At 65.0% G+C, this 15,584-nt stretch carries 15 protein-coding genes; all 15 read left to right on the forward strand.

Annotation, left to right across the window (positions count from 1 at the left end):
• The first annotated feature begins 112 nt into the window (after positions 1-112).
• The 15 genes from A1351_RS16085 to A1351_RS16155 all read left to right on the forward strand — a co-directional run bounded on the left by A1351_RS16085 (position 113) and on the right by A1351_RS16155 (position 15,568).
• Positions 113-718 (forward strand): transcription termination/antitermination protein NusG, encoded by a 606-nt coding sequence (locus A1351_RS16085; RefSeq protein WP_157096339.1) that lies wholly within the window; start codon positions 113-115, stop codon positions 716-718.
• A gap of 309 nt (positions 719-1,027) precedes the next feature.
• Positions 1,028-1,465 (forward strand): hypothetical protein, encoded by a 438-nt coding sequence (locus A1351_RS25460; RefSeq protein WP_198162440.1) that lies wholly within the window; start codon positions 1,028-1,030, stop codon positions 1,463-1,465.
• A gap of 2 nt (positions 1,466-1,467) precedes the next feature.
• Positions 1,468-3,510: a terminase gpA endonuclease subunit gene (locus tag A1351_RS16095; RefSeq protein WP_064033454.1), complete on the forward strand. Its 2,043-nt coding sequence runs from the start codon at positions 1,468-1,470 to the stop codon at positions 3,508-3,510.
• A gap of 2 nt (positions 3,511-3,512) precedes the next feature.
• A complete protein-coding gene (locus tag A1351_RS16100; RefSeq protein ID WP_064033455.1) occupies positions 3,513-3,737 on the forward strand; it encodes a phage head-tail joining protein in 225 nt (74 codons plus the stop codon).
• Between the two features lie 2 nt (positions 3,738-3,739).
• Positions 3,740-5,251 (forward strand): phage portal protein, encoded by a 1,512-nt coding sequence (locus A1351_RS16105; RefSeq protein WP_064033456.1) that lies wholly within the window; start codon positions 3,740-3,742, stop codon positions 5,249-5,251.
• 11 nt (positions 5,252-5,262) lie between these two features.
• Positions 5,263-7,284, forward strand: a complete 2,022-nt coding sequence (locus A1351_RS16110) for an HK97 family phage prohead protease (protein ID WP_064033457.1) — start codon at positions 5,263-5,265, stop codon at positions 7,282-7,284.
• 62 nt (positions 7,285-7,346) lie between these two features.
• Positions 7,347-8,060 (forward strand): DUF2190 family protein, encoded by a 714-nt coding sequence (locus A1351_RS16115; RefSeq protein WP_064033458.1) that lies wholly within the window; start codon positions 7,347-7,349, stop codon positions 8,058-8,060.
• A 13-nt stretch (positions 8,061-8,073) separates the two neighbouring features.
• A complete protein-coding gene (locus tag A1351_RS16120) occupies positions 8,074-8,439 on the forward strand; it encodes a hypothetical protein (RefSeq protein ID WP_064033459.1) in 366 nt (121 codons plus the stop codon).
• 9 nt (positions 8,440-8,448) lie between these two features.
• Complete coding sequence (locus A1351_RS16125; protein WP_064033460.1) at positions 8,449-9,123, forward strand: DUF6441 family protein; 675 nt, start codon at positions 8,449-8,451, stop codon at positions 9,121-9,123.
• Positions 9,120-9,581, forward strand: coding sequence for a hypothetical protein (locus A1351_RS16130; protein ID WP_064033461.1), 462 nt, complete (start codon positions 9,120-9,122; stop codon positions 9,579-9,581). The genes A1351_RS16125 and A1351_RS16130 overlap by 4 nt, the downstream gene beginning before the upstream one ends.
• 10 nt (positions 9,582-9,591) lie before the next feature.
• Positions 9,592-9,819, forward strand: coding sequence for a hypothetical protein (locus A1351_RS16135; RefSeq protein ID WP_064033462.1), 228 nt, complete (start codon positions 9,592-9,594; stop codon positions 9,817-9,819).
• Positions 9,820-9,822: 3 nt separating this feature from the next.
• Positions 9,823-10,785 carry a phage tail tube protein gene (locus tag A1351_RS16140; protein ID WP_064033463.1) on the forward strand — a complete coding sequence of 321 codons (963 nt, stop codon included), beginning with the start codon at positions 9,823-9,825 and terminating at the stop codon, positions 10,783-10,785.
• A 1-nt stretch (position 10,786) separates the two neighbouring features.
• Positions 10,787-11,245, forward strand: coding sequence for a hypothetical protein (locus A1351_RS16145; protein ID WP_064033464.1), 459 nt, complete (start codon positions 10,787-10,789; stop codon positions 11,243-11,245).
• Between the two features lie 131 nt (positions 11,246-11,376).
• Positions 11,377-11,562 carry a hypothetical protein gene (locus tag A1351_RS16150; protein ID WP_064033465.1) on the forward strand — a complete coding sequence of 62 codons (186 nt, stop codon included), beginning with the start codon at positions 11,377-11,379 and terminating at the stop codon, positions 11,560-11,562.
• On the forward strand, positions 11,552-15,568 hold the full coding sequence (locus A1351_RS16155; protein ID WP_064033466.1) for a phage tail length tape measure family protein: 4,017 nt from the start codon (positions 11,552-11,554) through the stop codon (positions 15,566-15,568). Before A1351_RS16150 ends, A1351_RS16155 begins: the two co-directional genes overlap by 11 nt.
• The last annotated feature ends 16 nt before the right edge of the window (positions 15,569-15,584 follow it).

Genomic DNA, 15,584 nt, shown 5'->3' on the forward strand with positions numbered 1-15,584 from the left:
AGGTGGGACAGGTGGGACAAGCGAAGCGAATACATGCGTTTAGCGCGTCCCACCTCTTCTTTTCTCGAATGAAGAGGTGGGACAGGTGGGACAGTCGGCGACGGAGGGCGAAATGGTCGAGCGCTGGTATGTGGTCGAAGCCTACGAGGGGAAGGATGAAGAGGTCGCGCTGCGGCTTTGCGCTGCTGGCTTCAAGATGCTGCGGCCTGTGGACGTCAAGCGCTCTCATGTGCGGGAGAAGCTGGCGAGGTCCGGCCGTCATGTGCGGCGCGTGACGAAGCGCCCGCGCTTCGGCCGCTACGTATTCCTGCGGGCGGAGCTCGACGGCGAGCAAGGCGCTTGCACCATCCGCGCGGTGAAGGACATGCGCGGCGTGTTCGGGTTTTTGGAGAGTGGCGAGCGGCCGTCGCCCGTGCCGGATGCGATGATCGACTTCTATCGCGAGTTCAATCCGGGCGCCGCGAGCGAGACGGAGATCGCGCGCTATGGCGCTGGCGATCGCGTGCGTATTCTCGTCGGGCCGTTCGAGGGGCTCGTTGCGGTTGTCGAGGGCGTTGACAAGATCGGCTTGCTGCGCGTACTGCTCGACATATTCGGCCGTCCGACGCCTTTACCGATCGAAGTCGGACATGTGGAGCTTGTGGAGCAGGGCCGACGGCCTCCGATCAAGTCCGCATCCAAGCGCTGCGCCAATCGCGAATTGGCGCAAATGGCGTAGCTATCCCTGTATCAATGCATCGATATCGCCCCATCCCCTCCGCCATGGCGGCGGGTCCTTCCCGCCCGATCCCAAGACGGGCAGGCAGGGGTGCGGGGGTGGGGATGTATTCGGTATTTTGAACAGGGTTGACGTTGTCGACAGTTGACGATGCAAACCGATCTTTTGACAACCTCAGTTGACGACCGAGACTGGGCGAGCCTTTCTGATCTGGCTCGCAGTCGAGGCGTCTCGCGCCAGGCGATCTCGAAGCGCGTGAAGTCGTTGTCCGACCAGCTACCGATGCGCGGTGAGGGAAAAGCCCTCCGTGTGCATCGCCCTACCTTCGATGAGCTTACGGCGGCGAGCTATGATCCGGCGCAGGACCTGCGCAATCGGCACAATAAGGCCGAGGTCTCCGACGCTCCGGCGAGCATTCGGCAAAGCGCAGCAAAACCGTCTGCCTATGACGACGCCTCGACTCGCGAGAAGAACGCGAAAGCGGAACTCGCCGAAATGGAGCTGATGCGTCGTCGCGGGGAGCTCGTCCCGGTCCGCGACATCGAAACCGCTGCGATCGAGACTGCGACCGCGATTGCGCAGTCGATCGCAGTATTCAAATCGAAATGCGGTCGCTTCTACGCCGTCGCAGTTCAGGGCGGACAAGAAGCGCTCCGAGTCGAGATGACCTCCGCTCTCGACGAGACGCTCGGCCAGATCGCCGAGAAAATGGCCATTCTCGCCGCCCGAGATCAGGATCGCACCTGAAGATGAAAAACGGCTACGCCTCCGCACTGGCCATCATCGCTGGCGCGATCGCCGAGGCTCTCACGCCGGCGACGACGATCACGCCGTCGCAATGGGGCGCAGCCAATCTCTTCCTCGTAGAAGGTCCGCGCGCCGGACAGCTGTGGGATCCTGCGCAGAGCCCTGCTGTCTGCGCGGTCATCGACACGGTGTTTTGCGGCCCTCATACAAAGGGCGCTGTGCGAAAATCAGCGCAGGTCGGCTTCACCGAGGGGATCAAGGCGATCGAGGGCTGGATAGCTTGCGAAAGCCCAGCGCGCACGCTTCACGTGTTGCCCACGACTCAAGACGCGCGCGACTACAATCGTGAAAAACTGCAACCGGCCATCGATGCCTCCCCGGCGCTCGCGAGGCGCGTGCTCGACATCTCCAAGCGCCAGAAGCAGGGCTCGAGCGCGCTCTTCAAGGCCTTCCCCGGCGGCTCGATCGCAATAACGGGCGCGAATTCCGCTTCGGCGCTACAGATGCGCACGATCAAGTTCGCGCTCTGCGACGAGATCGACCAATGGCCAAAGGATCTCGCCGGCCAGGGCTCCCCGATGACAATGGTCGACGATCGACAGATCGCCTTCCACGCGACGGGCGATTATCGCAAGCTCGTCGGCGGCACGCCGACGCTGGAAGGCGAGTCCCTCGTCGACGAGGAGTTCGAGAACGGCGATCAGCGCTATCAGCGTCTGCCTTGTCCGCATTGTGGCGAACGTATCCGCCTCGTCTTCGGTGGCTATGCGGACGGAATGGGCACAGGCCTTCGCTTCAACCGAAGCGCTCCATTCGACGCGCATTATATCTGCCAGCAGTGTGGCGTGCGTATCGAGCACTACCAAAAAGAACAGATGATCGTCTCGGCGATGCACCTGCCGGATTACGGTTTTATCGCCGAAAAGCCGGAGCCGGGGCGCTATCCATCGTGGCACATAGACGCGATTTCCTCGCTCTTCACGACATGGGACAAGATTGCAGAAACTTTCGTCAACGCCGGAGATGATCCGCAGAAGCTCAAGGGCTTCTTCAATCGCTGGCTTGGCGTCACCTACAAGGAAGAGTCCGGCGCTCCCGATTGGGAGGTCCTCTTCAAGCGCCGCGAGCTTTACGCCGAGCGCGTCATTCCGGCCGATGCTCTGCTCTGCGTCATGGGCGTCGATGTCCAGAAGCGCGGCCTCTATGTCGAGATTACCGGCTGGACGGCGGATCGCCGCAGCTACACTCTGCTCGCCATCTACCTCACCGCGGGCACGATCGAGAAGCCCGGCGACACGTCCGATCCGGACGATCCGTGCTGGACGCGCCTCTCCGAGCTGCACGAGACGCCGCTCAAAGACGCCTTCGGCGGAACGCGGCGCCTCGATGCGACCGGCGTAGATTGCCGCTACAATGCGCCAGTCGTCTATGACTGGGTCCGCCGTCACCATGGCGCCTATGCGGTGCGAACCGAGGAAGGATGGGGTCGCCCGGCGCTCGGCGCGCCGCAGCTCGTCGATTTCGACTGGCGCGGTAAGCGCATCCGTAAGGGCGTTCAGCAATGGAAGGCCGGCTCCTATAATCTCAAGAGCCGCTTCTATGCCTATCTCAATCGCGAGACGAGCATAGACGTCGATAGCCAGATCGCCGCGCCCGCCGGATACTGTCACTTCGGCAGCTTTCTGTTCGAGAATTACTTCCGGCAGATCACCTCCGAATATGTCGGGACCGACAAAGCCGGCAATCGCATCTGGAAGGCCAATGGCGACAATCATTGGCTCGATTGCCGCATCATCGCCATGGCGCTCGCTTTCGGCGCGCCGACCTTCGACATCGGCAATCGACCGCCGGAGTTCTGGCGCGCGCTGGCGCATGAGCGCGGCGCTCCAGAGAGCGTGATCGCGCCGCTGCTGCGCGCGGCCGAGGCCATAGGCGTCGCCGCGGAGATTGCGGCGGAAATAGAATCTACAACGGAGCCGCAGAGCGAGCGCGAGCCGCCCGCGAGCGAGTCCGATTGGTCCTATGGCGGAGGCAGCTGGCTGTGAGCATGACCTCGGAGCAGATCACGGCGGCGATCGGCGCGCTCGAAGTGGCGCTCGCATCGGGCGAGCTGACGATCGAATATAGCGGCCGCCGTGTGACCTATCGCTCGACGACGGAGCTCGTCGCAGCGCTCGATTACTTCCGCCGCGCCCAGCTCGGCGTTCCAGCCTCGGGCCCGGCGCCGGCGAGCGCCGACCGCGGAACATATGCGGCTTTCGAGCGGGATTGAACGTGACCTTCCGCCCCACATTCTTCGATCGCGCGCTGCTCGCCGTCGCGCCTATGGCCGGCTTGCGCCGGCTCCATGCGCGCGCTGCCGCCTATGAGTTGACGCGCGCCTTCGATGGCGCATCGCGCGATCGGCGGCTCGGCAATTGGCGCACGCCCTCGACCGGGCCGAACGCCGAGGCCGGGCCAGCGCGCCAGGCGCTGCGCGATCGGGCGCGGGATTTGGTGCGCAACAATAAGACGGTCGCCGCGGCAGAGCTGCAATTCCGGGGTCAGACGGTCGGCACGGGGATCAATCCGCGCGCCGTCGACTCGCGCAAGACGATGCGCGCCCGCGCCAATGACGCTTGGAAGCGTTTCGTCGACAATTGCGACCCGGAGCGCCAGCAGGATTTCCACGGGATCATGTCGACGACCGCGGGGTCGCTCTTCGTAGACGGCGAATGCCTGCATCTTTGGCTTCCCGACGAGAATGGCGTGCCCTCGTCGCAGATTCGCGTGCTCGAGGCGGATCATCTCGACGAGAGCCGCACGGCGCTGGCGCAAACGCAAAACGACCGGACCGCGGAAGGCATAATATTCGACAATTGGGGCCGCAGGCTCGCCTATTGGCTCTACCCCGTGCACCCGGGCGAGACCAATGTCATCCGCATCCCGGGGCAGTCGACGCGCATCGAGGCGCGCGATGTGGATCATTACTTCCATATTCAGCGGCCCGGCCAGATTCGGGGCGTATCCTGGCTCGCGCCGAGCATGATGTCGCTGCGGGGTCTCGACGACGTCAATGAGGCGATCATCTGGCGCAAACGGATCGAAGCCTGCATCGGCGTGCTCATTCGTTCGCCGGAGACACAGGGCTCGGTCCCAGTTCTCGGCAGGCAGGAAGCGAAAAACGGCCGCACCGAAGAGACGCTCTCGCCCGGCAAGATATTGCGCATGGGGCCCGGCGAGGACGCCATAGCGTTCCAGCCGTCGACGAGCGGCGACACGATCGATTTCATCCGCTCGCAGCTCTATGCATTCTGCGCGACGACGCCGATCCCCTATCACGCCGTCACCGGCGATGTGAGCCAGGCCAATTATTCGAGCCTGCGCGCCGCGACGCTCGCGGGCCATGTGCTGCTCGACATGCTGCAATGGCTCACGCTGGCGCCGCGCATTCGCCGCGGCTGGGGGCGTGTGATGGAGCGAGAAGCCGCCCTCACCGGCGATCGGCGATTTATCCAGGTCGGCTGCGAGCTCGCCATGCCGGTGCGGTCTTGGGTCGATCCGCTCAAGGAAATAGCCGCCAAGGTGATGGAAGTCAGAGCCGGCCTGCAGAGCATGCCGGACGCGCTCGCAGAGCGCGGGCTGAATTGGGAAGATCAGCTCGCCGAGCTCGAAGCCTTCCTGAAAGCGCTCGACGCGGGCGGAATCGTGCTCGACACGGATCCGCGGCGCATCAATCACGCCGGCGCCGCGCAGGCGGTCGCCGATGCCGCTCTGGCGGACCCCGCCTCCTCCACCAAGAACTGAAGGCCTCTCACATGCCGCAGATGTTCCGTGGCGCGTCCGCGCCGGCGGCCCCGCCGCAATTTCAGCCCGGCGAGAGCTTCGCCCGCGAGTTGCGTTTTGCGAGCGCGGCGTCGAGCTATGATCCAGAATCGCATACGGTCGAAGGCGTCTTCGCGGCGGGCTCCGCCGTGCGGCGTTTTGGTTTCGTCGAGGTCCTCAATATGGACCCGAGCGCCGTCGATCTGTCGCGCGTCGCGCAGCAGCAATGCAAGCTGCTCAACTCGCATAATTCCTATGACATCGGAAATATTCTCGGTGTCGTCGAGGAAGCTCGCATCGAGGGCGGCCGGCTCGTCGGACGCGTGCGCTTCGCGCAGACGCCGCAAGGCCAGCTCGCCGAGGGGATGGTGGCGCGCGACGAGCTAAACGGCTTTTCGGTGGGCTATTCGATCACGCGCTGGGTCATGGTGCAGGAGGACGATACGGGCCTCCAGACCTGGCGCGCCGACCAATGGACTTTGCTGGAAGTGTCGCTCTGCGCCACTCCGGCCGACCCGGCATCGTCGACGCGGGGCGTCGAGCCGAGCGCATCTCACCCGCGAGAAGAGGAAGACGATATGACTCGATCCGCTGCACCGGCGGCCCCTGCGGCGGCCGTCGAGAATCCTGCTCCGCCGGCGGCTGCGCCCGCCGCTCACGAGAACCGCTCCGCGCCTCCGGCACCGTCGCCCGCCGCAACGCCCGCCGCCGCTCCGGCGCAGACGCCGGCGGAGCGCGCCGCTCCTACCGGTCTCACCGGCCAGCAGGCGATTCTGCTCGCGCAGCGCGCCGAATATTTCGGCCAGCGCGAGCTCGCCGAGCGAATGATCGGCGAAGGCCTCGCCGAGCAGCCGATCATGGATGCGGTGATGGCCGCCGCTCGCGCGGCGGCGCAGGCCAGCGGCGGCAATCATCACATCGGCGGTCCGCGCGCGACGATCGGGCGTGATGAGAGCGAGACGCGCCGCCTCGGCATGGAGGATGCGCTCGCCATTCGCCTCGGCGAGAATGCGCAGCCGAACGAAGCGGCGCGGCAATATATGGATGCGCGCGACCTCGTCGATCTCGCGGCGGATCGAATCGACGTGCGCCGCGTCCCGCATGACTTCGCCGCTCGCGAGGATCTGCTGCGCCGCGCGCTGCAATCGACGTCGGATTTCCCGATCCTGCTCGAGAATGCGCTGAACCGCGCCTTGCGCGCCCGTTATGTCGTCGCCGAGCCGACCTATCGCCGCATTGCCCAGCAGCGCACCTATGTCGATTTCCGCGACCATATCTCCGTTCGCGACGGCGATTTCCCGCAGCTCAAGGAGGTAAAGGAAACCGGCGAGCTGCAGGCGGGAACCTTCAGCGAGTCGAAGGAAAAGACGGCGGTCAAGGCATATGGCGTGCGCGTCGGCTTCTCTCGCCAGCTGCTCGTCAATGATAATCTCGGATCGATTCAGCGTGTGCTCAACAGCCGCGCCACCGCCGTCGCGCGCTTCGAGGAAGAGACCTTCTACGCCATGATGCTTTCGGCGACGGGCGCTGGCCCGACGCTGATCGAAACGGGTCGCGCCGTCTTCAACACGACCGATAAGACGCTGGCCGCCGCTGCTGGGGCGATCGGCAATCCCACGCTCGGAATCGGCCGTGCGGCTCTGCGCGGAATGAAGACGAAAGATGGCACGCTGCTCAATATCGCGCCCTCTATCCTTCTCGTGGGGCCGGACAAGGAAACCGAAGCGCAGGGCGTGCTCTCGCCGCTCTATGCGGCGGTCGCGGCGAATGTGCCGATTTTTCAGAATCAGTTGTCTCTCCTCGTCTCGGCGCAGATCACCGGAAACCCCTGGTATCTATTCGCCGATCCCGCCATGGGCGCGAATTTCGAATGGGGTCTCCTCGAAGGCTATGCAGCGCCGCGAATGCGCATAGACGAACCTTTCGGCCGGCAGGGGATGGAGGTTTCTCTCGAGCACGATTTCGGCTGCGGCGCCATCGACTATCGGTTCGGCTTCCGCAACGCGGGGCTGTAACGCTCGACAAAGCAGCAAGGCCGCGCACGCGCGGCCCTCCCCAGCTTCGGAAGGATCATGACATGGCGAAGAATTTTGTGCAGCCCGGCTGCAGCCTTACTCTCCTCGCGCCTTACGACATCACTTCTGGCAAGGGCGCGCTCATCGGCGCTATTTTCGGCGTTGCGCAATTCGATGCGCTTTCGGGAGTGGATTGCGTATTCACGACTGATGGCGTGTGGGAGCTGACCAAAGTCTCCGCGCAGGCGTGGGCGATCGGCCAGAAAATCTATTGGGACGCCGCCGCGAAAAACTGCACCACGGTCGCGGCTGGAAACGCCTTCATCGGCGCGGCGACGGCCGTCGCGGCCAATCCGAGCGCGACCGGCTATGTGCGGCTGAACGAAGTGGCCTCGGCCGGCGTCGGCGAGCCCGTAGGCGTTTCGATGGCGGCCGCCGCTGGCGGCGCGAATGTGACCGAGGTCACGATCACGGCGAAGGACGCTGCGGGCAACACGGTCGCGGCGCCGTATAATTTCGATCTCTGGCTTTCGGACGATGCCGCCGGCGCGGGACTGACTGCGACGACGGCCTCCGGTGCGGTCGGCGCGAAGACGTCGAGCGGAGCTGACCTCGCCGCCTACACCGCGAAGAAAGCGTTGCGCGTCCAGACGCTGGCCACCGGCGTCTATATTCTCTCGATCACCGATACGGCGAAGACGGCTTTCAAGGTCTGCGCGCAGATCGGCGGCCGCACGATCGTCGGCATGACGCTCGCCGCCGGCAATTACGGCTGATCGGCGCAGGCTCATGTCCTTTGTGTCGCTCGCCGCGCGCGCGCTCGAGGCGAATTTCCGGCTCTGGGGACGGGACGCGATCTATCGTCCCGCCCCTGGCTCCTCCGTTGGCGTTCCCTGCCGCATCATCGTCGATCGCTCGTCGGATGCGGCAGAGATCGGCGCGGCGAATTTCGTCGCCAAGCGCGCCCGCGTCGAGGTTCGGCGGCTGCAGGTGGCCTCGCCAGCGAAATCTGGCGTCTTCGAGGCCGCCGCTGTCGTCGAAAACGCTCAAACGCTGGTCGCAGGCGAGACCTTCACAATCGTCGCGGCGCCACGCTGCGAAGATGACGACGCAGCCGTCTGGACATGTCTCTGCGACCCCTCGGGGCCTTTGTGAGAGCGCATCATGGCCGATCTGATAGATCTGCAAGCAGATCAAAGCGGGTTCGCTGTCGGCGCCGTGAAGGCGGAGCTGGCGCGCAAGCTGCGTCGCGCTGTTTCTGGGACGGGTCGCGACACGCTCGCGGCGACAAAAGACGATACGAAATCGGCGTTCTCTCTGCGCACACAAAGCCGCAGATCGCCTTTCTCGCGTCTCGCCAATGCATGGAAGCTCCGCGTCTATCCCAATGACGCGCGAAGCGACACGCTCTCGCCAACTGCGCTCGTCTATACCAAGGCGCCCGAGATCATATCCGCGCATGAGTTGGGTGTGACGATCGCGCCGAAATACGCGAGCTTCCTGGCCTTCCCGACGATCGAAGCCGCACGCTACGGAAGGCGCATTTTCGCGGCCATGCTCACGCCTGCCGTATGGATGAAGGAAAACCGCGTGCCGCTGCGCTTCGTCCCCATGCCTTACGGCGGCGTCCTCATCGCCGATCTCTTTCGCGTCTGGACACGCAAGAATGGTCGCAACAAGAAAGCGCGTCTCGCCGTGTTTCGGCGCGAGCGGCCGCAGGTCATGTTCGTCCTCATTCGGCAGGCGACGTTGCGCAAGCGCCTGCACGTCGCGGAGATCGCGCGGCGCATGGGCGGCTCGCTGCGCGTTGCGATAGAGCGAGAGGTTTCCGCCTCGTGACTGCGACAGAAGCCGCGCTGCAAGCGCTCATCGCCGCTCTCGATTCCTCGCCGGGCCTGCCGACCGTGCGTCGCTCGGCGCTGCTCGACGACACGCTCGAATCCGTCGATAGCGAGGATATCGTTTCCACCGCTCTCGTGCTGCAAGATGGCGACGCCGAGACGGAAAATGGCGAGCTGTGTATCGGCTTCGCTGGAAATCGTTTTGCGCTCGTCCATCACGCCGAGTTGGAATGGATCGTGGCGTCGAATGACGCAACGCTGCTCGGATCCACGTTCGACGCCGGCCTAGAGGCGATTGCGGCGGCGATCTCCGCCGATCGCACGCTCGGCGGCGCCGTTCTGCTCGCCGATCTCCGCCGGCCTCCGGAGCGCGGCCTACGGCCGCTCGGCGCGCGCACCGCGAAAACCGCCTCAATCATCGTCACGCTCGAATTCACTTCGTCGCAGCCGTTCTGAGGAGCTGAAAATGTCGGATCAATCGGACGCGCCGGAAAACCCGGCGCCTATCAGTGAAGCTCCGCCCAAACGCACCTTCGTCGTCATCCTCGGCGATGCGGAGGCGGCGGGCCGCCGCGGCGCTGTCGTCAATCTGGACGGTTCGGCCGCGCTTACGCTCATCGGCAATGGCGCGGCGCGTCTCGCGAGCGCGGATGACCTCGCCATCGCCTATCCTGCAGCAATCCCGGAGGTATGATCCATGTCCACGACGGCGATCGGCAAAGGCCGGCTGACCAAACTGCTGTTTTCCGACGCCGGCTCCTTCGGGACGTTCGCGTCGACCGGCTTCAAGCCCACGGTCTATTACACGCATACCCTCATGCAGAAGCGCCCGCTCGAAGACAATCCCCTCATCGGCGCGGGCCTCAACAATGGCAATGACGCGGCGGCGCCCTTGCAGGGCCTGCCCGATCTCTCGGGCGATATCGTCGTGCCGGTCGATCTCGCCCATTTCGGCTATTGGCTGAAACTGCTCCTCGGCGCTCCGACGTCGACAGGCTCGACCAATCTCTCGCACGCCTTCGCGTCGGGCGCGGCGACGCTCCCGACGCGCGATATCGAAATCGAAATGGGCTCGTCGGATTTCTGGCAATATATGTCGCTCGGCGCGAAATCGCTGGCGCTCGATATCAGCGATCAGCCGGGGCAGCAGCGCGCGACGGTCTCCCTGCTCGGCAAGAAGCGCACGCTCGCCTCCAGCACCGGCGCCGGCACGCCCGCCTCCATCGCCGCCCAAGACCCGCTCGCCGCGGCGATCGGCCAGCTGCTCATCGATGACGTCGCGGCGGGCTCTATTTTGTCGGCGCGGCTCAATTACGACACGGGCGCGCAGATCGAACGCTATGTGGACGCGGATGATTTCGCATCGGCGATCATTCTCGCCGACGACGCCAAATTCACCGGCGAAATCCGCGTGCGCTACTCGGGCCAGACGCTGGAATCCATCGCCGACGCGATGACGGCGAAGAAGCTCGAATTCAAATGGTCGAAGGGCTCGAATAATGCCCTCTCCATCGTCGCCGGAGCCGCCTATCTCGAGCCGGCGGGCGCGGCCATTCAAGGTCCTGGCGGCGTCGAGGCGAGCTACGCCTTCCGCGCCTCGCAGACGTCGGCCGCCGCCATGTTGGCCGTCACCCTCAAAAACCAGATCGCGAGCTACTGACATGCTGAATATTTCGACCACTGCGAAAAATGATCCGGTCCGCGTGCCCCTCGGCGGCGCTGCGGCGCTTTTTGTGCGGCGCGCGCTGGGGAGCGATGAGCAGGCGGCGGAGGCCGCAGCCTATCGGCTCGTGGCGGCCCTTCGTGGCGCCGGCGACGAACCAGGCCTCGCTGAATATGGGCTCACGATCGATGACGAGGCTGCGACGTCCGACGCCGAGAACGACTATCTCGGCTTCAAAAATGTCGAGCTGGCGATGCGGACCGTCTCCGCGGTCGAGGGCGTGGCGATCGACGGCGAGAACGCTCCAACTCCAAGCCGTCGCCTCTTTGCTCTGCTGTTCCGGGAGCCGCGCTGCCTTCGCGCGTTCCTTTCGATTGCCGGCGCCGATCTGTATGAGCGGAACCGACTGGGAAACGGGTCCGCGAGCTCGCAGCCTGGCGCGCCTCCGGCGGCGTAGATTACTGCCGGCGCTGCCGATCTCTCGCCCTCCCCTGCGCCTCTGGTAAGCGCGGCGACGACGGTAACTTCTGCCCAGAGCGAGAGCACGGCGAGCTGACGCCGCTGTCGCGCCGCGCGCTCGACGCGGCGTTGCTGCCCGGAAATTGGCGTCGAGCGGGATTCGCCGGCCAAATCTGCGGGCTGGACTATAGCGGCGCGCTGGTCTTTCTGCCGGCTCCGCCGAGCCGCGACGATTTCCTCTACTTCCTGCAATGCGCCGAGGCCGGCCTGCTGAAGGCCGCCTCGGAATCCGCGGATGGTGTGAATGGCGACTGACACGGTTGCAATTCGGCTGACGTCGCAGGGCGGCGATCAGATCATGCGCGCGCTGGAGCAGATCGGCGCGGCGGCGCAGACGCAGTTTCGCCGCGCTGCCGAGGAAGCGCGGAATTTCTCGCGCGAGGCCTCCAGTCTCGCCCGCAATCCCGTCTCGCAGACGCCATTTCAGATCGCCGCCAATTCCTTCGCTGGAATGGGCGGCGGCTCTGATTATGCGGCGCGCGCCGCCGATATCGCCGCCTATGGCGCCGAGCTGGACCGCGTGCGCGCGAAATTCTCGCCGCTCTATGCGGTCGAGCGCCAGCATGTCGCCGTGCTGCGCGAGATCGACGAGGCCGCGCGATCGGGCGCTCTCAGCCATGTCGAGGCGGCGTCGGCTGCCGATCGCCTGGCGGCGGCCTATGAGCGCCAGCGCGCCGCAGCCGTTGCGCAGCTCCAGGCGCCGCTCAACGATCGTCTCAGCGTGCGCGACGATTTCGACAGCGAGCGCCGCGCCGCCGATATCTCCGCCTATGGAGCCGAGCTGGACCGGCTGCGGGCGAAATATGCGCCGCTCTACGCCGCCCAGCGCCAATACAAGGATTCGCTCGACGAAATTCGCAAGGCGGCCCGCGCCGGAGCGCTCTCGCAGCAAGAGGCCGCCGCCGCGATAGAGCGGGTCAAGCGCGCCTTCGCCGAAAAAGTCCCGGACCTCGTCGGAGGCCCGTCTGCACCGACAATCGACCCGATGATCGCGAGCCTGACGCAATGGAGCGCCGAGGCTGGCACCATGTCCGGAAGGCTCGACGCGTGGTCGCGAGCTAATCGCGTGGCCGCCTCCGACGTCGACGCACACGCCAAGAGCGTCGGCCTCGCCCGCCACGAATGGATCAATCTTTCGCGTCAGTTTCAGGATGTCGGCGTCTCGCTCGCCGGCGGCCAAGCGCCGCTCACCGTCCTGATTCAGCAGGGCTCGCAGATCGCCGACGTATTCTCGTCGAGCCGAGGCGGCGCTGGCGCGACGTTGAAAGAATTCGGCGCGACGGCGCTGCGCATTGCCACGTCGCCCCTCACTCTGCTGACCGTGGGATTGGGCGCCGCGTCTTACGCCGTCCATCAATTCGCGCAGCAGAATGTCGCCCTAGAGCGCTCGCTCAATGGCGTCGGCCGTCTCTCCGGAGCCTCGGTCGGCGATTTGCGGCAGCTGGCGAATGGGGCGGCTTCCTCGGGGCAGCTGTCGCTGTCGCAGGCGCTCGGCGGCGCGACGACTTTCGCCGGCGCCGGAATCGGCGTCGAGAACATGCCGCGCCTGCTCGCCGATTCGCAGCGCTTCGCCCATGCCTTCGGCCTCGACCTCGACGCTGCCCAGCAGGAAATCGCCCAGATCGTCGGCGGCGAAGGCCTCGCGGCGATGGAGAAGCGCTTCGGCCCGATCTCCTTCGGCGTCAAAGAGATGGTTCGCAGCCTCGAGGCGACGGGCCATTATTCGGAAGCCGCGGCGCTGAAGACGCGCCTCTTCGACGAGGAGACGCAAAAGGCCAAGGATTCCGCGACCGCGCTGCAAAAGACCTGGGAGGATATCAAAAGGCTCTTCGATGGCGCCGGAAATTGGGTCGGCCGCGTCATTGCTCCGACAGATGAGCAGGAACTCGATCGGCTGAAGAAAGTGCGGGCCGCCATGGACGCCAAGCCGGGCGGAATTGCCGGTCTGCTCGGCATGGCGCCGCTTGGTCATTCGCCTTATCTCGATCAGCAGATCACGGAATATGAGCGAAAAATCGCGGAACGCGACGACAATGCCGCGCGTGAGCGGCGCTCTCTCGAGCTCAATCGCCTTTCGGATCGCGCCGGCTCAATCATCGACGAGCGCAACCCGGACCTCGGGCAGCTGCGAGGCCTGCGCGAGTCGCGCGATGCGCTGCAAAAGCTGCTCGGCTCGGATGACGGCCTCGCCAAGCTCGGCGATCGCGCTGGGGAGGCGCGCAAGACGCTTGCCGATCTCGAGACGCAAATCGGCTCCTGGCGCGGTGCGCTCGATCGTATGCGCGAGGATTCCGCGCTGCAGGTGCGCGAGATCATGGCCCGCACCTTCGCCGAGCGGGAGTCCGTGGCGATGGATCGCGCGCGCCTGCAAGTGCTGCGCGAGAGTGGCGACGCTGCACGGGCGAGCGTCGCTGCCGAAACAGAGCGCGCGCGTCTGCTCGCCGAGAGCGCGCGCAAGGTGGACGATTACACGCGCGCCTCGCGCGATCAGCTGCAATTGGCCGGCATGACGAGCTACGAGCGCGGCCGTCAGCAAATTTTGAACGATGCGCGCGACTTCCGGCGGGAAAATCTTCCAGCGGCGGCGGCTCCCATGGCGCGGGAATTCGACGTCGCAGCAGCTGCGGCGCGAAAGGTCTCGGAGGCTTTCCAAGGCCTCGCGGGGGCGATCGGCGGAAAGATCGGGGCGCAGCTTCCGATCTTTGCCAGAGCTGGCGCTGGGGGGCTCGCGCTCGCCGGCGAAGCGGCCCCCTATGCGGCGATTATGAGCGCCGAGGGAACAAGCCGTTTCGGAGATCCTTACAATGTCTCGCTCGGCTATCGCCGCTCCCCCAGGCCTTTGACGACAATGACGATGGATGAGGCCATCGCCTGGGGCGAGGAGATCGCGCGCCAGGAAATGAGCCGCACAGGCCTATCGCGCCGCGAAGTCTCGTCGGCCAAAGGCGCATTCCAGATCGTCAATTCGACGCAGCGCGACGCAATGCGCGCGCTCGGCCTTTCAGGCTCCGATCAATTTTCCGCCGAAAATCAAAACAAAATGGCGGACTGGATCATGAAGACGCAGGGCATCGGCGCATGGAAAGGCTTCGACCGCCCTGGCGTCGCTGCGCCCGCGACCGACGACCTCGGCCGCAAATATGACGCTGGCGTCGCCGATCGGCTGAAGGCCTATGACGTCGAGCAAATCGACAATCGCCTGCGCGACGCCAATAATGGTCTGCGCGAGCAAAATTCGCTGCTCGATGCGCAGCGCGAATTTTTGACGGCTGACAACGCCACGCTTTCCGGGGTCATCGAGTCGCAAAAGCAGCTCAATTACTTCACGACGCAGCGCATCACGATCGATGATGATCTGAAACGTAAGATAGCGGAAGTCGGCGAGGCGGAGGCGGAACGCGCGCGCAAGGAAGAGGAGCTATCTCAGGCCAAGCGGCGCTATACGGAAGACCTGGACTTTGCCCGCAATGGCGTCTCCGGCACGCTGTCGAGCGTCGCTAAGGCGGCGGCCAATGGCCAGGACGTCGGCAAAGCGGCGCTGCAATCACTCACACGCCTTCGCGACAATGCGATCGACATGGTTACGGGGCGTTTCACCGAGGATCTGCTCGGTCGCACAGGCACGACGAATGGGGGCATTCTCGGCGGGCTGCTCGGCTTCGGCTCCAAGCAGAATGTCGCGACCATGCAGGTTCAGGCGGCCAATGTGATGATCGGCGGCGGCGTCGGCGGCCTGCCGATCGGGGGCGGAAGTGGCGGGCTCTTCGGCGGGCTGTTCGGAAACAATAATTTCGCTGGCCAGCCTGCCGGCGCAATCGGACCATTCCCGCAGGCCGAAGGCGGCGGCTTCTTCAGCTCGCTGTTCTCCAGCATCGGAGGGCTGTTCGGCTTCGCCGATGGCGGCGTGATGACGTCCCGCGGCCCTCTGCCGCTGCGGCGCTATGCGGACGGCGGCGTGGCCTCATCGCCGCAACTCGCAATGTTCGGCGAGGGCTCTGGCCCCGAGGCCTATGTCCCCCTCAAAAACGGGGCGATTCCGGTTCGGCTCGCGCAGCCTCGCGCGACGCCGATCAGCGGGGCCTATCGGAGCGGAGTGACGGTCAACGTCACCAATAATCGCGGCCACGACACGGATGTTTCAGTGGAGCGGATGAGCGACGGCGATATCAACGTGCTCATCAATCACAAGATTTCCGGCGCGTTGCAGAACTATAGCCGAAATATTCTCGACATTGTGCAAGATCGGCAAAATCGCGCATGACACCTATCGATCCGGC

The organism is Methylosinus sp. R-45379 (assembly GCF_001644125.1).
Taxonomy (GTDB): Bacteria; Pseudomonadota; Alphaproteobacteria; order Rhizobiales; family Beijerinckiaceae; genus Methylosinus.